Here is a 22,931-nt window from a genome sequence, read left to right on the forward strand (position 1 = left end):
CCGGAAGTGAAGTAGAGACATGGCCAAGCGAATCGACGTAAGCGGACTCACCGCCTACTACAGCGCCCACAAGGCGATCGAAGACATCTCGATGACGGTCGAGCCGCGCTCGGTGACGGCCTTCATCGGCCCCTCCGGCTGCGGCAAGTCGACGTTCCTGCGCACCCTGAACCGTATGCACGAGGTCACCCCGGGCGGCCGCGTCGAGGGCAAGGTGCTCCTGGACGACGAGGACCTCTACGGCCACGGCATCGACCCGGTGTCCGTGCGCCGCGAGGTCGGCATGGTGTTCCAGCGGCCCAACCCCTTCCCCACGATGTCGATCTTCGACAACGTGGCGGCGGGGCTGCGCCTGAACGGCAGCTACAAGAAGACCGAGCTCCAGGACGTCGTCGAGAAGTCCCTCAAGGGCGCGAACCTCTGGAACGAGGTCAAGGACCGCCTCAACAAGCCCGGTTCGGGCCTGTCGGGTGGCCAGCAGCAGCGCCTGTGCATCGCGCGGGCCATCGCGGTGGAGCCGAACGTCCTGCTGATGGACGAGCCCTGCTCGGCTCTGGACCCGATCTCCACCCTCGCCATCGAGGACCTGATCGGCGAGCTGAAGGAGCGCTTCACGATCGTCATCGTGACGCACAACATGCAGCAGGCGGCGCGCGTCTCCGACCGTACGGCCTTCTTCAACCTGTCGGCGGTCGGCCAGCCCGGCAAGCTGATCGAGATAGACGACACGGAGCGCATCTTCTCCAACCCGTCGGTCCAGGCCACGGAGGACTACATCTCCGGCCGCTTCGGCTGATCCGACACCCCCGAACCCCTCGCGGTGCTGCATGGCGGTGCCACCGCGAGGACAAAGGGCCCGCTCCCCGGTTCCGGGGAGCGGGCCCGTCGTCTGTCTGCCGCGCAGAACGGCGCGAAATCCCCCTGCCGCCGTACGCGAGTACGGGAGCGTCCACCTTGCGACGCCGGTGGCGGCCGGGCGAGGCTCACCTTTCGACCGACCGAGTCGGGTGGTGGGTGCCGGACAACCCGCAAAAGGAACCGGCGCCTACAGGAACGCCAGGTTCACGATCCAGAAGCTCACCGCGGCCACGGCCCCCGCCGCCGGCATCGTGATGAACCAGCCCAGGATGATGTTCTTGGCGACGCCCCACCGCACGGCGTTCACCCGCTTCGTCGCCCCCACACCCATGATCGCGGACGTGATGACATGGGTCGTCGAGATCGGCGCCTTGAACAGGAACGCCGTCGTGAACATGATCGACGCACCGGTCGTCTCCGCGGCGAACCCCTGCGGCGGATCCAACTCGATGATCTTCCGCCCCAGCGTCCGCATGATCCGCCACCCACCGGCGTACGTCCCCAGCGACAGCATCACGGCGCACGCGATCTTCACCCACACCGGAATCGGATCGCCGTAGTCCTCGACGTCGGCGATGACCAGCGCCATCACCACGATGCCCATGGTCTTCTGCGCGTCCTGAAGACCGTGACCGAGCGCCATACCGGCCGCCGAGACGGTCTGCGCTATACGGAACCCGCGCTTGGCCTTGTGCGGGTTCGCCCGCCGGAAGATCCACATGATCGCCGTCATCACCAGATAACCGGCCACCAGACCCACCACCGGCGAGATGAACATCGGGATGACGACCTTCTCCAGCACCCCGTGCCAGTACACGGTCGTACCGCCGGCCAGCGCGGCCCCGACCATCCCGCCGAACAGCGCGTGCGAGGAAGAGGACGGCAGCCCGAAGTACCACGTGATGAGATTCCACGTGATCGCACCGATCAGCGCCGCGAAGAGGATGCCCATCCCCTTCGACCCCTCGGGCGTCTCGATCAGCCCCTCGCTGACGGTCTTGGCGACCCCGGAGCCGAGAAACGCACCGGCGAGGTTCATCACCGCGGCCATCGCCAACGCGGCGCGAGGCGTCAGCGCGCGCGTGGAGACGGACGTGGCGATGGCGTTCGCCGAGTCGTGAAAGCCGTTGGTGTACGTGAATCCGAGCGCGACCCCGACGGTCACGATCAATGCAAAGGTGTCCATGAAGAGCTCAGGACTCCTTGACGGCGATGGTCTCCACCGTGTTCGCCACGTGCTCGAACGCGTCGGCCGCTTCCTCCAGCACATCCACGATCTGCTTGAGCTTCAGCACCTCGATGGCCTCGTACTTGCCGTTGAAGAGCATGGCGAGCAGCTTGCGGTGGATCTGGTCGGCCTGGTTCTCCAGCCGGTTGACCTCGATCCAGTACTCGGTGAGGTTGTCCATCGTCCGCAGGTTCGGCATCGCCTCGGCGGTCAGCTCGGCGGCCCGGGCCAGCACCTCGATCTGCTGCTCGACGCCCTTGGGCAGTTCCTCCACGTTGTAGAGGACGACCAGGTCGACGGCCTCCTCCATGAAGTCCATGATGTCGTCGAGGGACGACGCGAGGTTGTAGATGTCCTCACGGTCGAACGGCGTGATGAACGAGGAGTTCAGCTGATGGAAGATCGCATGCGTGGCATCGTCACCTGCGTGTTCCGCGGCCCGCATACGCTCTGCGATCTCGGCCCGGCCGGCGGTGTCCGCCCCGAGCAGTTCCATGAGGAGTTTCGAGCCCGTGACGATGTTGTCCGCGGACGCGGCGAACATGTCGTAGAAGCTCGTCTCCCTGGGGGTCAGACGAAAGCGCACAAGGGGTCCTCGGGGTGCATCGGTTTCGGTCAGGCTGATGCTAGGCGCATCATCCGGCCACGGCTAATGGGCCGTCCCCCAGTGTCGCCCATCAGGCAGAGTGGTCGGCACGGGGGCCGCTTGCAGGCCACATACCCCGCAAAGTTCGGTACCATATACCCACTAGGGGTATAAGGCTGCCCATGATGTGGAGGACGCGATGACGACCACCGAGGCCGGCGCGCAAGCGCCCTCCGCCGCCGCGGAGCCGGAAGCCGTGACGGATGACGCAGTTGTGACGGACGACGCGGTTGTGACGGACGACGCGGTTGTGACGGACGACGCGGTTGTGACGGATCACGACCGCGGCGTGCACGGGTACCACAAACAGAAGGACGAACACCTCAAGCGCCTGCGCCGCATCGAGGGCCAGATCCGCGGCCTGCAGCGCATGGTCGACGAGGACGTCTACTGCATCGACATACTCACGCAGGTCTCCGCCTCCACCAAGGCCCTGCAGTCCTTCGCCCTGCAGCTCCTGGAGGAACACCTGCGCCACTGCGTCGCCGACGCGGCCGTCAAGGGCGGCGCCGAGGTCGACGCGAAGGTGGAGGAGGCGACGAAGGCGATCGGCCGCCTGCTGCGGACGTGAGCCGAGCTCGCCCCGAGTGAAGGTGGGGCCGCCCCCGGCTAGTAGCCGGAGGCGTCCGCGCGTTCTTCGGCCACTTTCAGCACCTCGTCGATGCTCTCCAGGCTGAGCCGGTCCTCGCCGGCGGCGGAGGCCGCGATGATCAGCTCTCCGCACAGCTCGATCTCGGCGAGGGCCACGTGGTCCTGAACTGCGGTACCGCCGACCGGAGCCACGCGCATCACCTCTTCTCTGCCGTCACCGACCTCCTAGAGTAGGCAGCGGCTACAGACCGCGCATGGCACGGAAGGGCTAGTTCTTGACGCCCGTCACGAGTCCGCGCCCGGCGCCTGTCGTCTCTCACTCCTCAGCGATCCGGCCCGCGTAGATGTCACCGGCGGCCGGCAACCGCACGTCGGCGAGGACCCCGAAGTCGTACAACAGCGTGGTCGAAGCGACCGCGACGGTCCCTTTCTGCTGCCCGTTCACAAAGCTGAACCGGTGCCGGACCTTGCGGATGCGGCCCTCGTCGTCGAGGTAGACGTCGAACGGCACGCGGGCCGTGGCGAACCCTTTCGCCGCCGCCGCGAGCGGCCCCTTGTTCCCGGCGGACGCGTCACGGGCCGCCTGCCCGAGGTCCGCGGTCCCCCGGTAATGCCGTACGGCGGTCCCCGCGACCTCGGTCCTTCCCACATACGTCGCCGTCCGCGTCCCCCGCAGCACCTCGGCGGCGGCGAAGGGATCGGTGGCCCCGCCGGTCACGAGGTTCCCGTCGGTCAGCGTGGCGGTGTCGACCCGCACCCACTTGTCGACGGGCACGCCGGCGCCCCGGTTCTTCATGAACAGGGCCCCGGGAGCGAGGAGTTCGGTGATCGGCCGACGGTCGCTGGTCCCCGCGGGGTCCTGCGGCAGCATCACCTTCAACTGCCCCAGCTGCCGCCGGTAGTCGTACACACCTCGGCCTCGAATGGTCACCCGGGTCCCGCCGGTCGCCATCTCCATGGACGTACGGGCCTTCGAACTCCCGGCGTCCACCAGGGTGTCGGCGGCCCGGTGCAGGATCTCGACCGGATCCCCGCCCCGCGCGTCCTCGCCGACGGCCGTCCCGCTCCCGGAACACCCCACCGCCCCGAAGCACGAACAGACCAAGAACCCCACGGCGACGACCCCGCCACCCGCCCGCCTGCGCTGCCGCTCCGCCATCGCCTGCCTACCCCCAGCCGGTACGTCCGTCACGGGCCCCCTGTCGTTCCGGTTAACGACAAGTAGGTGGCGCCGTCACGCGTGTACGCCCCCGTACGCCTCCTTTACCTGGCCTGGGTAACGTTGTCACCGTGGCGCAGCAGGACAGGATTCCCCCACCCCCCGACCAACCGGCCCACCGCACAACGACCGTCGAACAGGGCCGCTTCTGCACGGCCCGCTGCACCTGCGGCTGGCGCGGCCCGGCCCGCAGAGCAAGAAGCACGGCAAGAACGGACGCGGAGATCCACACAGCCAACTGACCCACCCACCCCCCACTCCACCAGCCTCCGGCCACCGTCCCAGCCACCCCGCGGTAACCCCACCCCACCGGCTCGCGACCACGCACCCCCGCCCCCGCCCCCGCCACCACGGGGACAGCCGCCCGCCGCCAGTCCCGCGGGCACCCGACACCGTCAACCCGCGGGCAATCGTGCCGCTGGGGCGGCACGGGCAGGCGCGGACGGCACCCCGCAGCGCCGGGCCGCGCAACCCACTCCCGCCCCAGCCCCCAACGCCGGGCACCCAACCCACCCGACCCCGGACACCTGCCCAACGCCGCCCCGCAAAAAGGCACCCCGGCCCCCAACGCCGCGCACTATGGAACCCCGCCCCCCACAGCCCCGTCTCGTTCCACGACAGGCGACGCGCGAGGCCGACGAAAGGCAGAGGCAAGGACATGGAACGGCGCACACTCATCGCCGCCGGCGCAGCCACCCTCACGGCCGCAGCCACAGCCTGCAAGGCCGGCGATTCCGGTTCGGCCAACGGCTCCCCGGCGACGCCCCGGTCCCCCTCGCCCTCCGCCTCGCACCCCGCGTTCACATCGACCGCCGCCACTACCCCCGCCACCTGGTCCGCCCTCGCCCGCACCCTCGACGGCCCCCTCGTCCGCCCCGGCGACACCGACTGGCCGACAGCCCGCCAGCTCTACAACACCCGCTTCGACTCCCTCAAACCGGCCGCGGTCGCCTACGTCGCACACCCCGAGGACATCCGCACGGCCCTCGCCTACGCCCGAGCCCACGCCCTCCGCGTGGCGATCCGCAACGGCGGCCACTCCTACGCGGGCTGGTCCTCCGGCAACGGCCGTCTCGTCATCGACGTCTCGAAGCTCAACCGGGTCCGGGCCGGCGGCAACACCGCGGTCGTCGGCGCCGGCGCCAAACTGATCGACGTCTACCGCGCCCTCGCCGCGAAGGGCGTCACGATCCCCGCCGGCTCCTGCCCCACCGTCGGCGTCTCCGGCCTCACCCTCGGCGGCGGCCACGGAGTCGTCTCCCGCGCCTACGGCCTGACCTGCGACAGCCTCACCCAGGCCACCCTGATCACGGCGGACGGCAAGCAACTGACGGCGAACGCCCGGGAGAACCAGGACCTCTTCTGGGCCCTACGCGGCGCGGGCAACGGCAACTTCGGCGTCGTGACGGAACTGCACTTCAAGACCCACCCGGCCCCGCAGGCCGTGACGGCGTACCTGTCCTGGCCGTGGCCGAGGGCCGCCGCGGTCGTCAAGGCATGGCAGGAGTGGGGCCCGGCCCAGCCGGACGAGATCTGGTCGTCCCTGCACCTGGCCGGCACCTCCGGCGGCAGGGCCACCGTCTCCGTGGCCGCCTTCTCCCTCGGCACCTACGGCGAACTCCAGAACGCGGTGGACCGCCTCGCGGACAAGGTGGGCGCCCCCGCGAGCAGCGTGTCCCTCCGCCGCCGGGGCTACGAGGAGGCGATGGAGATCTACGCGGGCTGCTCGTCGTTCTCCTCCGACGCCCAGTGCCACCTGCCCGGCGTGACCCCCGGCCGCTCCCCGCAGGGCGCACTCGGCAGGGAGACGTACGCGGCACGGTCGGACTTCTTCGACCGTTCCCTCTCCCCCGCCGCGATCCAGGCCCTCCTCAAGCAGCTGACGTCGGTCCGCGGCGGCTCCGGCAGCATCGCGTTCACGGCCCTCGGCGGAGCCGTCAACCGCGTCTCCCCCACGGCAACGGCCTTCGTCCACCGCCGTTCCCGCATGCTGGCCCAGTACATCGCCTCCTGGCGGGCCGGCACGAGCGGCTCGACGGCCGAGTCCTGGCTGACCGGAGCCCACGCGGCGATGAAGCCGTACGCGTCGGGCGCGGCCTACCAGAACTACACGGACCCGACCCTGAAGGACTGGCGCAAGGCGTACTACGGCGACGCGGCGACCCGCCTGGCAAAGCTGAAGAAGCGGTACGACCCGAACCGCTTCTTCACCTACCCCCAGGCCCTGTAGGACACCGGAGGCCAGACACCAGAGACCGGACACCCCGCACCAACCGGACACCGGACACCCCGCACCAGAGGAGAACACCTAAGCGGCGAGATCCCGCTCCTCGGTCCCCGCGGCCTCGCGCCGCGCCCCCGGAATCAACGCGTCCTGCCCGTCGTACGACCGCCCCCGCGCCCGCACCAGCCACCCGGCCCGGGGAGACCGCTCGACGGCCTTGACCACAGGCGTCAGCAACGCCATGGCCACGGGCGAGAGCAGCAGCGCGACCGCCGTACCGAGTGCGAACCCGCCCACCACGTCGGTCGGGTAGTGCACCCCCATGTAGATCCGGCAGAACCCTTCGAGCAGCGCGAGTCCGAGTCCGAAGAGCCCGAACTTCCGGTTGGCGACGAAGAGCCCGACGCCCATGGCCATGGTGATGGTGGCGTGGTCGCTCACGAAGGAGTAGTCGGTCTTGCCGGAGACGAGGACATCGAGCCCTTCATGGGTGAGGAAGGGCCGGGGCCGCTCGACAAAGCCCCGTATCGGCACATTCACGAGCACCGCGACACCGGCGGCGAGCGGCGCCCAGACCAGAGCGGCCACCGACGACGCCGCGTCCTCACCACCGCGCCGCCGCACGGACCACCAGCAGCCCACCACCAGCAGCACCATGGCGAGCAGCAGCCCGTACTCACCGACGTATTCCATGCCACGGTCGAACCAGGCCGGCGCGTCCTTGGCCAGGCCATTGATGTCGTACAGCAGATCGACGTCAGGGTTCGACCCGGATTCTGCGAGTCCAGCCATGGCGCACGGCCCCTTCGTCGTCTCTCCCGGCACACCTTTGCGCGCGCCGCTGTTACCCACCCCCGTGGTGTGTAGATCCGCTCACGTCGACTGTGACGTCCGCTCGTCCGCTCGGCTACGTCATCAGGAACGCACGGCTCCCGTTAATACGTTCCACACTCCACCGAATGATCACGCAGACGTTATCGAAGAGAGACCCGTTCCTGCAGCTCAGGGGGTGGGTTCACGCTCGGTTCACACCGTCGTGGGGAGCGCTTTCGCGCCATCTTCGGTGACCCGGGTGGCCCCGAAGTAGTCGGGGGAGTCGATCGGGTCGAACCGGATCACAGCACCCGTTCTCGGCGCGTCGATCATGTACCCCCCACCCACATAAATCCCGACATGGCGGATGGCCCGCGAGTTGGTGAGATCGTCCGAGAAGAACACCAGATCCCCGGGCAGCAGCTCGTCCCTGGCCGGATGCGGCCCCGCGTTGTACTGGTCGTTGGCAACGCGCGGCAGCATGATCCCCACGCTCTCGTATGCGGCCTTCGTCAACCCGGAACAGTCGAACCGCCCGTTGTCGGCGGCGGTACCGTCACCGCCCCACAGATAGGGCGTGCCCAGCTTCTTCTGCGCGTAGTAGATGGCGCCGGCCGCCTGCTTCGAGGGATCGACCCGGCTGACGGGCGCCGCGAAGCTGTCCTCCAGAGTCGTGATCGTCTTCACGTAGTTCTGGGTCTCCTTGTACGGCGGCACGCCCCCGTACTTGATGACCGCATAGGCCCCCGCGTTGTACGAGGCCAGCATGTTTTCGGTCGGATTCCCGGGGACGTCCTTCACGTAGGACGCGAGCGTGCAGTCGTACTGCGCGGCCGACGGAATCGCGTCATTCGGATCCCATACGTCCTTGTCGCCGTCCCCGTCGCCGTCGATTCCGTGCGTGGACCAGGTCCCGGGGATGAACTGCGCTATCCCCTGGGCCGCCGCCGGGCTCTGGGCCTTCGGGTTGAATCCGCTCTCCTGGTAGAGCTGGGCGGCGAGCAGCGCCGGGTTGATGGCGGAGCAGAGGTTGCCCCACTTCTGCACGAGGGGTTGGTAGGCGGCGGGCACGGCCCCCTTGGCCAGCGACTTGGCGCCCCCGCTCGCCCCGTTGACGAGGTTCCCGGCGACGAGGTACACCCCGACGACGAGCAGCATCACGAAGCTGAGCCCCGCCGCGACAGCGGCACCCGCCACGATCCATGCCTTACGCACCGTCAACCGCTCCTCGTCCGACGGGAGTCCGCCCGGAATCCGCCCGCGTCAGTCTAGGAGCTTCCCACCGGGAATCCGCTGCAACCGGCACGCTCGTCGAACGGCGGGAAGCCGCTGCTCTCGTCTGCTCTTGTCACCTCTCTTGTCAGATCCGCATCGCATCCCGGTACAACTCCGCCGCCTCCGCCCCGAGCACGACGCTGTACGAGACATCCGCCGTGGCCCCGCCCGCCTCGTGCCCGCCCAGCACCCCGACGACCTCCCCGTCCCCGTCGACCCACGGACTGCCACTGGTCCCACCGCTGAAGTCCGGGCAATCGATGCGCTGCTGCGTACGGCTGTGCGCGGTGGGCTTGTTGGTGCAGCTGATGGGGGCCTCGCGGGAGTCGGGATACCCGGTGACGGTCACGGCCGTCGCCCCGGTAGCCGTCCCGGCGACGAACCGGTTCCCGCCCCCGACGACATCCTCGACACCCTCGCCGTCCCGATCGGCGACCACGGCGAAGGCGACGTCACTGTCCTCGTCCTCCCCTTCGGCCCACCGGTCGGGCAGCAACCGCCTGCCGACCGGCCAGACCCCGTACGGCGCGTGGCCGTTCCGGTACCCGGGCGCGAACTCGAGCCCTCCGGAACCCCCGTCCAGGCAATGCGCCGCCGTGACGATGAGATCCCGCTGCGGACTGTCCACTACGGAAGCGGTACAGAAGTGCCGCCCCGAGGCGAACAGCGCCCCCACCAAGGCGGTCCGCGCGGTCGGAGCGGCGACGGCGGTCACTCCGAAGGGACCCGCACCGTCGTCGGCGGCGGCTTCGGAGGCGACCAAGGTGACGGCAAGCAGCACGACCACGGCGTACAGGACAGGACGAGGCGTGCGCTTCATCGCCCCCAGCCTTCCGCAAAAAGGTGAGAAACCGGTCAGGCTCGCGGAGAGTTCCCGTACACCGGGAAGTCGTCCGTCCGCTGTCCGGGTAGGTGTGCAGGGCCCAGGTGCCCTTGCGGGGGTCGATCACGAGGAGCACCGGGACGCGCGCGACGGCGTACCAGTCGGCCTTGTCCCGGATCTCGCGGGACTTCTCGGACTGGGAGATGACCTCGACGGCGAGGGCGGCGCCCTCGGGGTCGGCGAGCCAGTCGTCGTCCTCCGTCCACTCCGTGGGCAGAATGATCAGATCCGGAGTCACATAGTCGTCGGGGTCCTCCGGCAGGGCGATCGAGGAAACCTGGAAGGTTCCCAGCCCGTCGGGCAGAACGGCGTCCAGCTGTCGACGAACCTACCCGACCACGCCCACGCGAACGGGGTCGTTGGGAGGTCCGCCGTCCCCCTCGGCGTCGAATCCACCGTACTGTTCCGTTCCCTGTGCCGTCCTGATGCGTTGCTCGGCCTTCGCCACAAGACATCTCTCCTACCCTCCGGACATGCTCCATTACGGTAGGTCACCCCACTGACACTCCGCCCACAGCAGCTTCCCGCCCTTCGACGCCCCCAACTCCCGCAGCACGGAGACACCGACCGCGTCCGCACACGCCCGCACGAGGTGCAGACCGCGGCCGTCCTCGGCGTCGAGCGGGGGTACGGCGGCTCCGTCGGTGCCGAATCCGGGAGGCACCCTCGGATCCGTGTCCCATACGGCGACTCGGAGACGGCCGGGTTCCATCGCGCGGAGTCGCAGGGCATAGGGGCCGGCAGTGTGGCGGTGGGCGTTGCTGAGGAGCTCGGAGGCCAACAGTTCGGCGGTAGGGGCGAGTTCGGGGAGACCGTGGGCCGCGAGGACGGTACGGAGGGTTGCGCGGGCGATCCCCGGCGCGTGCGGATCGTGCGGGAGGTGGAGGGTGTACGCCCAGGGCGGGGATACGGTTGCCATGGAAGTCTCCGATCACTGAGGGGAGTTGGGGACGTGCGGATGGTGGTTGCCCAGTGACGATGCCGTCCCGTCGGACGGTGTGCTCCTGAGCGAGGGGCCCAGTTGTAAGGTAGCGGGGCTCATCTAAGGTCTTAGACGAATTGCGAGAAAGCACTGCTTTACCACTCGTGTGAGTGACAAGGAGGACAGACACCCGTGCGAAGCAACCCAACGGGGCGCCACCTTCGCCTGGGCGCTGAGCTGCGCAAACTCCGGGAACGCGCGGGCCTGACCTCCACCCAGGCGAGTCGACTGCTCGGCGTTCAGCAGAACCAGATCAGCAATGTGGAAGCCGGACGTGCGGGAGTGAGCCCCGAGCGAGTACGCACGCTTGCCTGCCACTACGACTGCGGGGACAAGGCCCTGGTCGAGGCGCTCAGCGAGATGGCAACCGAGCGGACGCGCGGCTGGTGGGAGGAGTACCGCGAGATCCTGCCCGCGGCCCTGCTGGACCTCGCCGAAGTCGAGCACCACGCAACTCGGCTGCGCGCCGCCGTTACCGTGCACATCCCCGGCCTGTTCCAGACCACGGACTACGCCCGCGAGATCTTCCGCCAGGACGTGCCAGAGATGTCGCCCCCCGACATCGAGCACCGGATCTCGTTCCGCATCAAGCGGCAAGCCGTGCTCTACCGGGACTCCCCGACACCTCACCAGGCAATCGTCCACGAGGCTGCTCTGCGCATGAGGTTCGGCGGCCCCTCTGTGACCCGGGCGCAGCTTCAGCACCTGCTGGACATGAGCGAGCGCGACCACGTCATGCTCCGCGTGATCCCGTTCGACGCCGCCACGCTCCCCGGCTCGGGCCAGTCCTTCTACTACTCCAAGGGGCCGGTGCCTCAACTCGACACCGTGCACCTCGACCAGTCCCACGGCCCGGCCTTCCTCGACTCTGAGGCTCAGCTCGACAAGTACCGCGTACTCCTCGACCGCATGGAAGCCTGCGCGCTACCGGCCGTGGAATCACGCGACTTCATCCACAAGATCGCCCAGGACCTGTGAGGCACCCCGTGATGACCCAACTCACCTGGCAGAAGTCGTCCTACTGCGCCCAGGGCGACTCATGCGTGCACGTCACCGCCACCACCGAAACGATCCATCTCACCGAAAGCGCCGACCCCGACGGCGTCATACTCGACGCCCACCCGGCCGCCTTCGACGCCCTCCTCGCCGTACTGAAGAAGGAAACCCACCGTTGAGCGACATCCCCACCGACCTCACCTGGACCCGCGCCGCCCCGCCGGAGGCAACCGGCCCCGGCCCTTGGATCGAGGTCGCCTTCGGCGAGGGTGACGACGGGGACGCCCCCGTCTACATCCGCGAGACCAGCGACCCGGACAACGTGGTCACCACCAACCGCCGCAAGTGGGACGCCTTCGTACTCGGCGTACAGGCAGGCGAGTTCGACCACTTCGTGGAGGGATAGGAGGCAGCCCGGGCGGCGGCCACGTCCCCGCACCCCTCCGACCTGCGGATTGTCATGGACGGGATCACATGTCGGGCGTATCGTGCCTCAGCACGCGTTCTTCCGCGGGCCGTTCCGTTTCCTCGCCCGTGGGGGGGCCTGCCGTCATGTCCGGATCCAGTGATCTCCGCCCTCGTCCCTTGCTGCCCCGCGCGGTGCCGCGGTCGTCGCGCCCCCTTCTGGTCGCGGTGTCGGCGGGGCTCGCTGTCGTCGCCCTCACCGATCTGTTCGCTGTGTTCGTCGGGGCCCGGATCTACGCCCTCATCGACGAGGACGAGGGCTTCGTCACCGGTCCGCAGCAGGAACTGGATGCCGCGTACTCGCTGTATCAGACGGCCGGGAACGTCCAGGTACAGGTGTACCTGCCGTGCGCGATCCTCTTCATCACCTGGTTCTTCCTGATGCGCCGCAGTGCAGGGCTGCTGGCACCGGACCGGTTCCGCAAGGGCGCCGGCTGGGCCATCGGGGGCTGGCTCATCCCGCTGGCGAATTTCTGGATCCCGTACCGCGTCGCCGTCGACATGTGGGGAGCCGCCACACCGCTGCCGGACGACGGCGAGCCCTACCGGGCATCGATCTGGCCGGTGAATCTGTGGTGGGGACTGTTCGTCTCCAGCACGTTGTTCGACCGGTACGCCGAATCGCGCTACGCCAACGCCGAGGGCATCGCCGAAATCCGTACCGCGGTGATGCAGTACATGGCAGCCGACCTCCTGGGCGCGGCCGCCGCGGCGGCCGCGGTGTACTTCGCCGTACGGCTGACGGCCATGCAACGGCTGAGGGCGACCGAGGGGCCGTACCGGACAAGTCGAGTCCTCTGAAGGCAGGCTACGCGTCTCGGTCGGCTTCCCGAGCCACGCTCTCCAGTCGGCTTCGATGGTTCTCCCACCACGCCTTGTCGCCCGGCGGCATGTTGTCGTTGCCCTCGTTCATCCCCACGGCGCCGTCGATGAGTTCGCGGAGGATGTCGGCATGCCCGGCGTGCCGGTGCGCATCGCCGATCACTCGGACCACGGCATGATGCAGCGTCACTTCGTTGCGTTCGCTCGGCCACCACGGCACTTTGCCGATCGTGTCCAGCTCCAGCGCGTCGATCGTCGCGTCGGCGTGCGCCCATGCCCGGCGGTAGAGGTCCACGATGTACTCGCGTGACTCGTCGGCGGTGGCCCACATGTCCGCGTTGAGGTCAGCACCCTCGTCGTGCCAGGGCTGCGGCTCGCCGGACGGCCGGCCGAAGGTGTCGCCGAGGTAGCCCAGTTCGATACTGGCCACGTGTTTCACCAGGCCCAGCAGGTTGGTGCCGGTCGGCGTCAGCGGGCGGCGGATGTCGTACTCCGAGAGCCCTTCGAGCTTCCACAGCAGGGCATCGCGCGCGGACTGCAGGTAGCGGTGAAGGTCAGCCTTGGGATCCGATGCGGTCATGGGGCCAGTCTGCCGGAGCCAAGGAGTAGCCCACCCCCGTCAACTCCTCCGACACCGTCCACAGCCGCCGTGCCGTCGCCGCGTCGCTCGCTGCCGGCGTGCGGCCCACCAAGGTCGGCGCACCGCGCATCTCGCCCAGCCCGTCCGGGCCCACGTAGCTCGCGCCGGGAAGGTCCTGCGTCGCCGCGTACAGCGTGGGCAGGGCGCCGGCCCTGTCGTCCTGGGCGAGGAACCGGTTGCCGACCCGCATGAAGGCGCGGGTGACCGGGTTCGAGGCGTGACTCTGGAGGTTGGTGGCGGCGTAGCCGGGGTGGGCGGCCAGGGCGCGGACCGGGGAGCCGGCCTCCGTCAGGCGGCGTTGGAGTTCGAGCGTGAACAACAGATTGGCCAGCTTGGACTGGGCGTACGCGCCCCGTGGGGTGTAGTCCGCGTCCAGGTTCAGGTCGTCGAAGCGGATGGTCGCGCCGCCCCAGCGGTGAGCGCCCGAGGAGACGGTGACGACGCGGTCGGTGACGTACGGCAGGAGAAGGTTCGTCAGGGCGAAGTGGCCGAGGTGGTTGGTGCCGAACTGCATCTCGAAGCCGTCCCGCGTGCGCTGCTTCGGGAGCATCATCACGCCGGCGTTGTTGATCAGCAGGGCCAGGGAGCGGCCCTCCCACGCGTCCCCGAACTCCCGTACGGAGGACAGGTCCGCCAGGTCCAGGCGGCGTACCTCCGTGCTGCCGTGCACGGTCGCGGCCGCCGCGCGTCCCCGCTCCACGTCCCGTACGGCGAACACGACGTGGGCGCCCGCGCGGGCCAGCGCGTCCGCGGCCGTCAGGCCGATGCCGCTGTTGGCACCGGTGACGACCGCCGTGCGTCCGGTGAGGTCGGGAATGAGCGTCGCGTTCCAGTGCTCGCGCTTCTTCTGGTTCTTGTCAGCTACCATGACCTCAATGTAGACGCCGACAACAATGATGGCAATGCCTACAAAGATGACAGCGGCAACATCCGGTTAGGATGAGCCCCATGCCCGAGAGCCGCCCCTACCACCACGGAGACCTCCGCGCCGCCCTGCTCGCCGTCGCCGAGCGCACACTGCGAGAGAAGGGCGTCGGCTCCCTGTCCTTGCGCGAACTCGCCCGCGAGACCAGCGTCAGCCACGCCGCCCCCGGCCGGCACTTCAAGGACAAGCAGGCCCTGCTCAACGCCCTGGCACTGGCCGGCTACGAGCGGCTCGCGCAGACCCTGAACGCCGCCGACGACCCCGCCCTCCCCCTCCAGCCCCGCCTCACCGCCCTCGCCGGCGCCTACCTCGGCTTCGCCACCGAGTACGCCGAGCTGCTGGAGCTGATGTACGCCCGCAAGCACGACCCGGACGCCGCCGAGCAGATGGCTGTCGGCATCGACAAGACCGTGGGCTCCCTGGAGCGGGTGATCGCGGACGCACAGAAGCGCGGCGAGATCGTCGAGGGCGATCCGGAACGCCTCACCCTCGTCGTGGGCGCCGCCCTCCAGGGCATCGCCGCGTTCACCACAGGCGGCATGCTGGACCCGGACGCGGCCCACGCCACCCTCGACGACCTGATCCACCACCTGCTCCACGGCCTCAAGCCCCGCTGAGCCCTCACCAGGCCAGGCTTCGCCTATTCGGAACTTGTGCCTCCACTGTGCTCCGGGTCAAGTCGCGGCCATGCCCCCGCCATCGCCCGGCCATTGATCAGCAATCCCCCAACCCCCTTCAGTAAGGCGGAAGTCAGGATTCCGCAGCCCACCTTGTTGTCGCGTACCCAACAAGCGACAGTCGTCGGCGGGCCGCCGCCCGCTGCCGGGGACCACGTACCGGTGGCATCACCACCCGCACTGCCCCTGTCAACCACTCTCAGGAGGCTGTACGTTGCGTACGCGATCCCCCAACACCCCCAACACCCCCTCCACCCACGCCAGATGGACCCGCATCGGCTCCGCTGCCGTGGCCACCGCCGCGCTCGTGTTCGCCGGACTCGGCACCGCGGCCCAAGCGAGCGCCACCACCGCCACAACTGCCGCCACCGCCACCGCCTCGAAGGTGACCTGGTCGGCCACCCCCTGTGCCACGCCCAAGAAAAAGGGCGAACTGGCCTGCGACTCCCTCCGCGTCACCGGCGGCGTCACCGCCTTCCAGAAGCAGGAGGCGAAGGAAGACGGCGCCACCCCGAAGGCCGCCGACGCCGCCACTCCCTCCGGTTACGGCCCGTCCGACCTCCAGTCCGCCTACGGCCTGACCTCCGCCGCCTCCTCCAAGGGTTCCGGCGAGACCATCGCGATCGTCGACGCGTACGACGACCCGAACGCCGAGGCCGACCTCGCGAAATACCGCTCGTACTACGGCCTCTCCTCCTGCACCACCGCCAACGGCTGCTTCAAGAAGGTCAGCCAGACCGGCTCCACGACCTCCCTCCCCTCCGCCGACAGCGGCTGGGCCGAGGAGATCTCCCTCGACCTGGACATGGCCAGCGCGACCTGCCCGAACTGCCACATCACGCTCGTCGAGGCCACCTCCGCCACCATGGCCAACCTCGGCAAGGCCGTGAACGAGGCCGTCAGCCTCGGTGCCAAGTTCGTCTCCAACAGCTACGGCGGCTCCGAGTCCTCGTCGGGCACGTCGTACGACACCTCGTACTTCAACCACCCCGGCGTCGCCATCACCGTCAGCGCCGGCGACTCCGCCTACGGCGCCGAATACCCGGCCGCCTCCAAGTACGTCACCTCCGTCGGCGGCACCAAGCTCGCCACCTCCTCCACCACCCGCGGCTGGACCGAGAGCGTGTGGAAGACGAGCACCACCGAGGGCACCGGCTCCGGCTGCTCCAAGTACGACGCCAAGCCGAGCTGGCAGACCGACACCGGCTGCACCAAGCGCATGATCTCGGACGTCTCGGCCGTCGCCGACCCGGCGACCGGCGTCTCGGTCTACGACTCCTACGGCGTCACCGCCGGCTGGTACACCTTCGGCGGTACGAGCGCCTCCTCGCCCATCATCGCGGGCGTCTACGCCCTCGCCGGCACCCCGTCCAGCAGCTCCTACCCGGCCCAGTTCCCGTACAAGGCCGCCGGCACCTCGGCGCTCAACGACGTGACCTCCGGCAACAACGGCACCTGCTCCACGAGCTACTTCTGCACCGCCACGTCCGGCTACGACGGCCCGACCGGCTGGGGCACCCCGGAGGGCACGGGCGCCTTCACCGGCTGATCACACCTCACCGGTTGATCGACAGTCAGACCAACGGGCCGCGGCATCCAGCCGCGGCCCGTTCGCATGAGAACATTCTTTCCGACCGCTCACCCGACTGGCCGTCACCCACGGCGGCCGGTCGTGAAAAGGGGTCAACGACGGAACCACACGACAGGTTCCGCTCAGGCCTCATTGCCCGGCGTGACCTGCCGTGATACACAGAGTGACGATGCGACTCCTCGTATACCGTCCCGCACCCGTCCGAGGGACCCGGCGCGGGCCGGTGACAAGGTATTCGTACGAAACCCGCCAACCGATGACGCCAAGTCGACATACGACAGCGGAATTTTCGGCGAGAATGAGGCCTGACCTCTGCGTCCATGCAGGGGACACGGAACTACCCACCAGGGGCGGTGACTTACATGCTCTTTGCGGCCGACGAGGGAGACATCAACACCATCATCGGGGGGATCGCTCCGGACTGGGGCCCCTTCGGCAGCCTGGGCAACGAGGCGAAGGTGATGATCGAGGTCGTGATGGCGGTGGCCATCCTGCTGTGCCTCGGCATCGCCATCTGGGGCGCGGCCAAACAGCGCATCGGCGCCACCGCCCTCCGGGACACCTTCAGTGCCGAGCAGGGCAAGGGCCTCATCATCGCCGGCCTCACCGGAGTCTTCATCATCGGCTCCCTCGGCACCCTCTTCACCATCGTGTACGGCATGGCCGTGTAGATACCGCGTCCGGTCGACGCACCTCCGGTCCGGCCGGGCGCGCCCGGTTCCCCCTCCACCCCACCCGTCCGTCGTGCCCACCGGCAGAGGTTGCGTTTCCCTGATGTCGAGTCACCACACCGCGCCCGCGCGGGAACCAGCACGGCTACCGTCGTACATCTACGCGTTTCCGCACGACGTCGAGGGGGCGTACGCGGCATGACTCTCGGAGACGACGACGAGACCTCCGGTGGCTACGGCGGTTCGGGGCACACGCGCACGCGCCTCCCCGACCGGCCCGGCGACGTGTACGGCGGCGCACGCAGAGGCCGGTCCTCTTCCCGCAGCCTGGTCACGGTGGTCGGCGTCGTCGTCCTCCTGATCGCCGCGATCGCCTTCGCGAACCGTGGAGGAGACGATTCCTCATCCACGGACGGGGTGGCGTCCCAGCCGGAGGCTGCGTCTACGGCGGCGAGCGGGGATCGTCCGGTGGAGTCGGACTTCGCTCAGGACGAGCAAGGGGCCCAGAGTGCTGCCGCCAATTACGCGGTAAAGCTGGTCTCGGCCGACATCCTCAAGCCGGCCCGGCGAGCGGAAATCGTCCAGCAGGTCTTCGTCGCCGACAAGCAGGCCGGCCTGGCCGACAAGCTGAACAAGGCGTACTCCAAGGAGTTCCTGAGCAATATCGGCCTGGACGCGAACGGCAACGCCACGGGGGGCAACACCTACGTCTCGCGCACCGTCCCGATCGGCACCAAGGTCACGAGCTACTCGAACACCACGGCCACCGCCGAGGTCTGGTGCACCGGGTTGTACGGCACGGCCGGGACGAACTCGACCAACCCGGTCACCAGTGACTGGTTCACCATGACGCTCCAACTGCGCTGGGCTGACGGAGACTGGAAGGTCGACAGCTTCGCCCAGAAGGACGGACCCGCGCCCGTTCCCGGCGACGACAAGGCATCCAGCGCCGACGAGATGGCCAAGGCCGTCGAGGAGTACGGAGGGTTCACGTATGCCCGGTAGCCCGCGCCGCGTACTCAAGGTCGCCGCAGCCGTCACCGCCGTACAGACCGCGGTCCTGATGCTGGCCACCCGAGCTGCGGCGGCCCCCACGCCGTCTCCGTCACCGTCGGACGGCAACTGCGATCTCATCGTCGGCCCTGCCAAGGAGTACTGCGAGGACGGTAGCGGCTCCACCGGAACCGGCCGCTCCGGCACCCTGGACCCCACCAGCACCCTCGACCCCCTCTCCTCCCTCGCCAAGGGCTGCGCGGACGCCGCCGCCTGGACCATCGACAAGCTCAGTGAAGCCGTGAAAGAGACGGCGAACGTCGACTTCACGAACCAGAAGTTCCTCCAGCAGTACGCCGTGGTCTTCGCCGCGTCGACGATCCTGACCCTCCTCCTGTGGCTTCTCGCGGTCGCGAAGCGTGCCGTCCGGGGTGTCCCCCTCACCACCGCCATCTCGGAGGCGATCGGGTTCCTCTGGCTGACGGTCCTGGCGTCCGCCTTCACGCCGCTGATCCTGTACACGGTCGTATCGGCGACGGACGGCGTCTCAGAGGTCCTCGCGCAGACGACCGGCAACCAGACCGACACCTTCTTCGGCAACTTCTCCGGCGCCCTCAGCAAGGGCGAGGACATCGGCGGCGGCCCCATCATGCTGATCGTCGTGTCGCTGGTGAGCATCCTCGCCGCCGGGGTGCTGTGGCTGGAGCTGGTCATCAGAGCCGCGCTCCTCTACGTCGGCGCCCTCCTCGGCACCGTCGTCTACGCCGGCCTCGTCGACAAGAACCTGTGGGGCCACGTCCGCCGCTGGGCGGGCATCATGATCGCGGTCATCCTGGTCAAGCCCGTCATCGTCATCGTGCTGGGCCTGGCCGGCGCGCTGTCCGCCGAGGACGGCCCCGACGCGTTCTCCGCCGTCGTGTCCGGCCTCGCCATCATCCTGCTCGCGATCTTCGCCAGTGCGATGATCTACCGTTTCGTCCCCGGCTTCGGCGACGAGATCGCGAACTCCCGCAGCAACCGCATCATGCAGGGCGCGGAGGGCAAGGCCGCGGCCGTCATGACCTCCCCCGCCACCCTCGTCGCGCAAGGCATCAAGACCCACAGCACCCGCGCCGACAACAACGGCGGCGGAGGCCAGGGCGGATCGAACGGTGCCCGCCCGAGCAACCCCGTATCCGGCGGGGTCGCCGCGCACAGCACACGCACGCCGAACGGAGGCGGCGGATCTGTTCCCTCCGCCGCCCCCGCTCCCCGCGCGGGCAACAGCCCGGTGAACAGCCCGCACGCCAGCAACACCCGCAACAGCAGTACCAACCGCACGGGAGGTGAAGGGCGTTGACGACCGAGTCCCACGTGTCCCATCCGGTCACGCCCCGCCGTACATATCTGATCGGCCGCGCCCGGCCGAACGCGATCGTCGGCAGGAATCGAGAGACCGGCGAGATCGCGCTCATCATCGGCGGCGCGTTCCTCGGCATGATGTGCGGGCTCCTCGTCCCGGTGCTGTCCCTGCGCATCGTGCTGCTGATGGGCTTCCCGATGGTCGCGCTGGCGGCGGTCTACGTGCCGTACAAGCGCCGCACCTTCTACAAGTGGTTCGAGATCAACCGAAGCTTCAAGCGCACCCTCAAGCAGGGCACCACCTACCGCTCCGGTGTCATGGAGGCCGGCATCCACCTCGACGGCCGTGAGGTGGAGATCGGCCCGCCGCCCGGCATCGGCCGCATCAACTGGCTGGCCGCCCCGTTCGGCCCCGACGAGATCGCCGTCCTGCTGCACGCGGACCGCCGTACGGTCACCGCGGCCATCGAGATCGAGGGGCCGGGCGTCGGTCTGCGCGACTCGGAGGACCAGGAAGCCCTCGTCGACCGCTTCGGCACCCTCCTCAAGCACGTGGCCAACGGCGACGGCTTCGTCACCCGCCTCCAGATGCTCGCCCGCACCCTCCCCGCCGACCCGGACGCCCACGCCAAGGACGTCGCCGTACGCGGGGACGAGAAGTCGCTGGGGTGGCTGCAGCAGTCGTACGACCAACTGCAGTCGATGGTGTCGACGAGCAGCGAGCAGCACCGCGCATACCTCGTCGCCTGTATGCACTACAACCGGGAACTGGCCGCCGAGGCCCAGGCGATGGCCCGGGCCGCGCGCCCGCACAACGGCCGCAAGCTGGACCGGGACGCGGGCCTCGCGGTCGTCATGGCCCGCGAGCTGACTGACATCTGCTCGCGCCTCCAGGAGGCCGACATCCGCGTACGGCAGCCGCTGGGCCAGGGCCGTCTCGCCTCGCTCATCCACTCCATGTACGACCCGGACCACCCGATCGACCACATCCAGGCGATGACCAAGCGCAACGCCTGGCCGGCCGAACTGGACGCCATGGAGCCGACGTACCTCCAGGCCAAGACCCGGGAGTCCTCCACCCGCGCACCCTGGTGCCACGCCACGGCGTGGGTGAAGGAGTGGCCGATGACCCCCGTCGGCGTCAACTTCCTCGCCCCGCTCCTCGTCCACACCCCGGACGTCATCCGAACGGTCGCCGTGACGATGGATCTCGAGCCCACCGAGGTAGCCATCGAACGCATGCTGACCGAGAAGACCAACGACGAGGCCGAGGCCTCCCGCGCCGCCAAGATGAACCGCACCGTCGACCCACGCGACATCGCCGCCCACAACCGTCTCGACCAGCGAGGAGAAGACCTCGCGAGCGGCGCGGCCGGCGTCAACCTGGTCGGCTACATCACCGTCTCCTCCCGATCGCCCGAGGCCCTGGCCCGCGACAAGCGGACCATCCGGGCCTCGGCCGGAAAGTCGTACCTGAAGCTGGAATGGTGCGACCGCGAGCACCATCGCGCCTTCGTGAACACGCTCCCGTTCGCCACCGGCATTCGAAGGTAGGGGCCGCCGCATGCGGGATCCGATGTCCATCCTCACCGACGCCTTCACGTCCTTCCTCTTCGGCAAGGTCGAGACGACCCGCCTGCCGGTCCGCACCTCCACCGGCCAGGCCCAGGCGGTCTACCTCCCGACCGCGGCCCCCGGCCTCGGCGACTCGGGCGTCATCATCGGCCGCGAGGTCTACTCCGGGAAGGGCTACATCTACGACCCCTTCCAGCTGTACGGCCAGCAGCTCCCGGCCCCGCACTGGCTGGTCCTCGGCGAGTCCGGCAACGGCAAGTCGGCGCTGGAGAAGACGTACGTCCTGCGCCAGCTCCGCTTCCGCGACCGCCAGGTCGTCGTCCTCGACGCCCAGGGCGAGGACGGCGCCGGCGAGTGGAACCTCATCGCGCAGGAGCTGGGCATAACTCCCATCCGGCTGGACCCGATGGCGGCGCTCGACCAGGGCATCCGGCTCAACCCGCTCGACCCGGCGATCACGACGACGGGCCAGCTCGCGCTGCTCCGGACCATCATCGAGGTCGCCATGGGCCACGGCCTGGACGAGCGCTCCGGCTTCGCGCTCAAGGTCGCCCACGCCTACGTCAACGAGACGATCGTCGAACGCCAGCCGGTGCTGACCGACATCGTCGAGCAGCTGCGGCACCCCGAGCCGGAGTCCGCCGAGGCGATGAACGTCGACATAGACGACGTACGGGCGTGGGGCCTGGACGTGGCGCTGGTCCTCGACCGCCTGGTCGACGGTGACCTGCGGGGCATGTTCGACGGCCCCACGACGGTCGGCATCGACCTGGACGCCCCGCTGATCGTCTTCGACCTGTCCCACATCGACCGGAACTCCATCGCCATGCCCATCCTCATGGCGATCGTCGGCGTGTGGCTGGAGCACACCTGGATCCGCCCCGACCGCAGGAAGCGCATCTTCCTGGTCGAGGAGGCCTGGCACATCATCAACAGCCCGTTCGTGGCCCAGCTCTTCCAGCGGCTGCTGAAGTTCGGCCGCCGACTGGGCCTGTCGTTCGTGGCGGTGGTGCACCACCTGTCCGACGTGGTGGACGGGGCGGCGGCGAAGGAGGCCGCGGCGATCCTCAAGATGGCGTCGACAAGGACGATCTACGCCCAGAAGGCCGACGAGGCGAGGGCGACGGGCCGGGTGCTCGGCCTGCCCAGATGGGCTGTGGAGATCATCCCGTCCCTCACCCCCGGCATCGCCGTCTGGGACGTCAACGGCAACGTCCAGGTCGTCAAACACCTGATCACCGAGACCGAACGCCCCCTGGTCTTCACCGACCGCGCGATGACCGAGTCCTCCGCCGACCACCGCGAACTGGCCGACGACGCCCTGCGCGCCGCCGAGCTCGAAGCGGAGGAACGGGCGGCGGCGTTCGTGGAACAGCACCTCGGCGACTCCGAGTCGACGGTGGCGTAGTCAGTCGTAGGGGGAAGGCGTGAGACCGAACGAGCAGTACCGCGACGACCGGCAGGACGGCCGGGGAGGCATCCCCGACGGTCTGCTGGTCGGCATACTCGCCTTCCT

Annotated in this window: 24 protein-coding genes and 1 pseudogene; 14 read left to right on the forward strand and 11 right to left on the reverse strand. The window is 69.0% G+C overall.

Annotation, left to right across the window (positions count from 1 at the left end; genetic code table 11):
- The first annotated feature begins 19 nt into the window (after positions 1 to 19).
- Positions 20 to 796 (forward strand): phosphate ABC transporter ATP-binding protein PstB, encoded by a 777-nt coding sequence (pstB, locus tag QFZ76_RS24705; protein ID WP_307675793.1) that lies wholly within the window; start codon positions 20 to 22, stop codon positions 794 to 796.
- 249 nt (positions 797 to 1,045) lie between these two features.
- Here pstB and QFZ76_RS24710 read toward each other — a convergent pair whose 3' ends face one another.
- On the reverse strand, positions 1,046 to 2,044 hold the full coding sequence (locus QFZ76_RS24710; RefSeq protein WP_307675794.1) for an inorganic phosphate transporter: 999 nt from the start codon (positions 2,042 to 2,044) through the stop codon (positions 1,046 to 1,048).
- A 7-nt stretch (positions 2,045 to 2,051) separates the two neighbouring features.
- A complete protein-coding gene (locus QFZ76_RS24715) occupies positions 2,052 to 2,672 on the reverse strand; it encodes a DUF47 domain-containing protein (RefSeq protein WP_030043659.1) in 621 nt (206 codons plus the stop codon).
- Positions 2,673 to 2,871: 199 nt separating this feature from the next.
- Between QFZ76_RS24715 and QFZ76_RS24720 the strand changes: the two genes are divergently transcribed.
- Positions 2,872 to 3,303, forward strand: coding sequence for a metal-sensitive transcriptional regulator (locus tag QFZ76_RS24720; protein ID WP_307675795.1), 432 nt, complete (start codon positions 2,872 to 2,874; stop codon positions 3,301 to 3,303).
- 38 nt (positions 3,304 to 3,341) lie between these two features.
- Here the strand turns inward: QFZ76_RS24720 and QFZ76_RS24725 are convergent, their stop codons facing one another.
- Positions 3,342 to 3,521: a hypothetical protein gene (locus tag QFZ76_RS24725; RefSeq protein ID WP_307675796.1), complete on the reverse strand. Its 180-nt coding sequence runs from the start codon at positions 3,519 to 3,521 to the stop codon at positions 3,342 to 3,344.
- Between the two features lie 118 nt (positions 3,522 to 3,639).
- Entirely contained in the window at positions 3,640 to 4,482 is an 843-nt protein-coding gene (locus QFZ76_RS24730; RefSeq protein ID WP_307675797.1) for a hypothetical protein, read from the reverse strand.
- 718 nt (positions 4,483 to 5,200) lie between these two features.
- Between QFZ76_RS24730 and QFZ76_RS24735 the strand changes: the two genes are divergently transcribed.
- Positions 5,201 to 6,772 carry an FAD-binding oxidoreductase gene (locus QFZ76_RS24735; RefSeq protein ID WP_307675798.1) on the forward strand — a complete coding sequence of 524 codons (1,572 nt, stop codon included), beginning with the start codon at positions 5,201 to 5,203 and terminating at the stop codon, positions 6,770 to 6,772.
- Between the two features lie 78 nt (positions 6,773 to 6,850).
- On the opposite strand, the gene QFZ76_RS24740 is transcribed toward QFZ76_RS24735, so the two are convergent.
- The 5 genes and pseudogenes from QFZ76_RS24740 to QFZ76_RS24760 form a co-directional block, all read right to left on the reverse strand.
- The gene (locus QFZ76_RS24740) at positions 6,851 to 7,558 is read right to left on the reverse strand and encodes a phosphatase PAP2 family protein (RefSeq protein WP_307675799.1); all 708 of its coding nucleotides are present in this window, start codon (positions 7,556 to 7,558) and stop codon (positions 6,851 to 6,853) included.
- 234 nt (positions 7,559 to 7,792) lie between these two features.
- Positions 7,793 to 8,737 (reverse strand): bifunctional lytic transglycosylase/C40 family peptidase, encoded by a 945-nt coding sequence (locus QFZ76_RS24745; protein ID WP_307680119.1) that lies wholly within the window; start codon positions 8,735 to 8,737, stop codon positions 7,793 to 7,795.
- 202 nt (positions 8,738 to 8,939) lie between these two features.
- A complete protein-coding gene (locus QFZ76_RS24750) occupies positions 8,940 to 9,674 on the reverse strand; it encodes a serine protease (RefSeq protein WP_307675800.1) in 735 nt (244 codons plus the stop codon).
- Between the two features lie 76 nt (positions 9,675 to 9,750).
- A pseudogene (locus QFZ76_RS24755) lies at positions 9,751 to 10,053 on the reverse strand (Uma2 family endonuclease); the annotation flags it as partial.
- Between the two features lie 165 nt (positions 10,054 to 10,218).
- Positions 10,219 to 10,656 (reverse strand): ATP-binding protein, encoded by a 438-nt coding sequence (locus QFZ76_RS24760; protein WP_307675801.1) that lies wholly within the window; start codon positions 10,654 to 10,656, stop codon positions 10,219 to 10,221.
- A gap of 195 nt (positions 10,657 to 10,851) precedes the next feature.
- On the opposite strand from QFZ76_RS24760, the gene QFZ76_RS24765 reads away from it, so the two are divergent.
- The 4 genes from QFZ76_RS24765 (at position 10,852) to QFZ76_RS24780 (ending at position 12,981) form a co-directional block, all read left to right on the forward strand.
- The gene (locus QFZ76_RS24765; protein ID WP_307675802.1) at positions 10,852 to 11,697 is read left to right on the forward strand and encodes a helix-turn-helix transcriptional regulator; all 846 of its coding nucleotides are present in this window, start codon (positions 10,852 to 10,854) and stop codon (positions 11,695 to 11,697) included.
- 11 nt (positions 11,698 to 11,708) lie between these two features.
- Positions 11,709 to 11,894 (forward strand): DUF397 domain-containing protein, encoded by a 186-nt coding sequence (locus QFZ76_RS24770; RefSeq protein ID WP_307675803.1) that lies wholly within the window; start codon positions 11,709 to 11,711, stop codon positions 11,892 to 11,894.
- On the forward strand, positions 11,891 to 12,121 hold the full coding sequence (locus QFZ76_RS24775; RefSeq protein ID WP_307675804.1) for a DUF397 domain-containing protein: 231 nt from the start codon (positions 11,891 to 11,893) through the stop codon (positions 12,119 to 12,121). Before QFZ76_RS24770 ends, QFZ76_RS24775 begins: the two co-directional genes overlap by 4 nt.
- Positions 12,122 to 12,267: 146 nt before the next feature.
- The gene (locus QFZ76_RS24780; protein ID WP_307675805.1) at positions 12,268 to 12,981 is read left to right on the forward strand and encodes a DUF4328 domain-containing protein; all 714 of its coding nucleotides are present in this window, start codon (positions 12,268 to 12,270) and stop codon (positions 12,979 to 12,981) included.
- 7 nt (positions 12,982 to 12,988) lie between these two features.
- On the opposite strand, the gene QFZ76_RS24785 is transcribed toward QFZ76_RS24780, so the two are convergent.
- Complete coding sequence (locus tag QFZ76_RS24785; protein ID WP_266437239.1) at positions 12,989 to 13,582, reverse strand: DinB family protein; 594 nt, start codon at positions 13,580 to 13,582, stop codon at positions 12,989 to 12,991.
- Positions 13,557 to 14,510 (reverse strand): oxidoreductase, encoded by a 954-nt coding sequence (locus QFZ76_RS24790; RefSeq protein WP_307675806.1) that lies wholly within the window; start codon positions 14,508 to 14,510, stop codon positions 13,557 to 13,559. The genes QFZ76_RS24785 and QFZ76_RS24790 overlap by 26 nt, the downstream gene beginning before the upstream one ends.
- A 71-nt stretch (positions 14,511 to 14,581) precedes the next feature.
- Here QFZ76_RS24790 and QFZ76_RS24795 point away from each other — a divergent pair, with 71 nt between their 5' ends.
- From QFZ76_RS24795 to QFZ76_RS24825, 7 genes are all read left to right on the forward strand, one after another.
- Positions 14,582 to 15,184, forward strand: a complete 603-nt coding sequence (locus tag QFZ76_RS24795; protein ID WP_307675807.1) for a TetR/AcrR family transcriptional regulator — start codon at positions 14,582 to 14,584, stop codon at positions 15,182 to 15,184.
- Positions 15,185 to 15,458: 274 nt separating this feature from the next.
- Complete coding sequence (locus QFZ76_RS24800) at positions 15,459 to 16,793, forward strand: S53 family peptidase (protein ID WP_307675808.1); 1,335 nt, start codon at positions 15,459 to 15,461, stop codon at positions 16,791 to 16,793.
- A gap of 404 nt (positions 16,794 to 17,197) precedes the next feature.
- Positions 17,198 to 17,506: a hypothetical protein gene (locus QFZ76_RS24805; protein ID WP_019526682.1), complete on the forward strand. Its 309-nt coding sequence runs from the start codon at positions 17,198 to 17,200 to the stop codon at positions 17,504 to 17,506.
- 198 nt (positions 17,507 to 17,704) lie between these two features.
- Complete coding sequence (locus QFZ76_RS24810) at positions 17,705 to 18,511, forward strand: hypothetical protein (protein ID WP_307675809.1); 807 nt, start codon at positions 17,705 to 17,707, stop codon at positions 18,509 to 18,511.
- Positions 18,501 to 19,838 (forward strand): hypothetical protein, encoded by a 1,338-nt coding sequence (locus tag QFZ76_RS24815; protein WP_307675810.1) that lies wholly within the window; start codon positions 18,501 to 18,503, stop codon positions 19,836 to 19,838. The genes QFZ76_RS24810 and QFZ76_RS24815 overlap by 11 nt, the downstream gene beginning before the upstream one ends.
- On the forward strand, positions 19,835 to 21,394 hold the full coding sequence (locus tag QFZ76_RS24820; RefSeq protein ID WP_307675811.1) for an SCO6880 family protein: 1,560 nt from the start codon (positions 19,835 to 19,837) through the stop codon (positions 21,392 to 21,394). Before QFZ76_RS24815 ends, QFZ76_RS24820 begins: the two co-directional genes overlap by 4 nt.
- Before the next feature lie 10 nt (positions 21,395 to 21,404).
- Positions 21,405 to 22,823: an ATP-binding protein gene (locus tag QFZ76_RS24825; RefSeq protein ID WP_307675812.1), complete on the forward strand. Its 1,419-nt coding sequence runs from the start codon at positions 21,405 to 21,407 to the stop codon at positions 22,821 to 22,823.
- The last annotated feature ends 108 nt before the right edge of the window (positions 22,824 to 22,931 follow it).

The organism is Streptomyces sp. V4I2 (genome assembly GCF_030817655.1).
GTDB classification, from domain to species: Bacteria; Actinomycetota; Actinomycetes; order Streptomycetales; family Streptomycetaceae; genus Streptomyces; species Streptomyces plumbiresistens.

Bases quoted from the DNA above. Each gene is read 5' to 3' on its own strand.
- pstB (WP_307675793.1), top strand. From the start codon at position 20: ATGGCCAAGCGAATCGACGTAAGCGGACTCACCGCCTACTACAGCGCC.
- QFZ76_RS24710 (WP_307675794.1), bottom strand. From the start codon at position 2,044: ATGGACACCTTTGCATTGATCGTGACCGTCGGGGTCGCGCTCGGATTC.
- QFZ76_RS24720 (WP_307675795.1), top strand. From the start codon at position 2,872: ATGACGACCACCGAGGCCGGCGCGCAAGCGCCCTCCGCCGCCGCGGAG.
- QFZ76_RS24725 (WP_307675796.1), bottom strand. From the start codon at position 3,521: ATGCGCGTGGCTCCGGTCGGCGGTACCGCAGTTCAGGACCACGTGGCC.
- QFZ76_RS24730 (WP_307675797.1), bottom strand. From the start codon at position 4,482: ATGGCGGAGCGGCAGCGCAGGCGGGCGGGTGGCGGGGTCGTCGCCGTG.
- QFZ76_RS24735 (WP_307675798.1), top strand. From the start codon at position 5,201: ATGGAACGGCGCACACTCATCGCCGCCGGCGCAGCCACCCTCACGGCC.
- QFZ76_RS24740 (WP_307675799.1), bottom strand. From the start codon at position 7,558: ATGGCTGGACTCGCAGAATCCGGGTCGAACCCTGACGTCGATCTGCTG.
- QFZ76_RS24745 (WP_307680119.1), bottom strand. From the start codon at position 8,737: ATGCTGCTCGTCGTCGGGGTGTACCTCGTCGCCGGGAACCTCGTCAAC.
- QFZ76_RS24750 (WP_307675800.1), bottom strand. From the start codon at position 9,674: ATGAAGCGCACGCCTCGTCCTGTCCTGTACGCCGTGGTCGTGCTGCTT.
- QFZ76_RS24760 (WP_307675801.1), bottom strand. From the start codon at position 10,656: ATGGCAACCGTATCCCCGCCCTGGGCGTACACCCTCCACCTCCCGCAC.
- QFZ76_RS24770 (WP_307675803.1), top strand. From the start codon at position 11,709: ATGACCCAACTCACCTGGCAGAAGTCGTCCTACTGCGCCCAGGGCGAC.
- QFZ76_RS24780 (WP_307675805.1), top strand. From the start codon at position 12,268: ATGTCCGGATCCAGTGATCTCCGCCCTCGTCCCTTGCTGCCCCGCGCG.
- QFZ76_RS24785 (WP_266437239.1), bottom strand. From the start codon at position 13,582: ATGACCGCATCGGATCCCAAGGCTGACCTTCACCGCTACCTGCAGTCC.
- QFZ76_RS24790 (WP_307675806.1), bottom strand. From the start codon at position 14,510: ATGGTAGCTGACAAGAACCAGAAGAAGCGCGAGCACTGGAACGCGACG.
- QFZ76_RS24795 (WP_307675807.1), top strand. From the start codon at position 14,582: ATGAGCCCCATGCCCGAGAGCCGCCCCTACCACCACGGAGACCTCCGC.
- QFZ76_RS24805 (WP_019526682.1), top strand. From the start codon at position 17,198: ATGCTCTTTGCGGCCGACGAGGGAGACATCAACACCATCATCGGGGGG.
- QFZ76_RS24810 (WP_307675809.1), top strand. From the start codon at position 17,705: ATGACTCTCGGAGACGACGACGAGACCTCCGGTGGCTACGGCGGTTCG.
- QFZ76_RS24815 (WP_307675810.1), top strand. From the start codon at position 18,501: ATGCCCGGTAGCCCGCGCCGCGTACTCAAGGTCGCCGCAGCCGTCACC.
- QFZ76_RS24825 (WP_307675812.1), top strand. From the start codon at position 21,405: ATGCGGGATCCGATGTCCATCCTCACCGACGCCTTCACGTCCTTCCTC.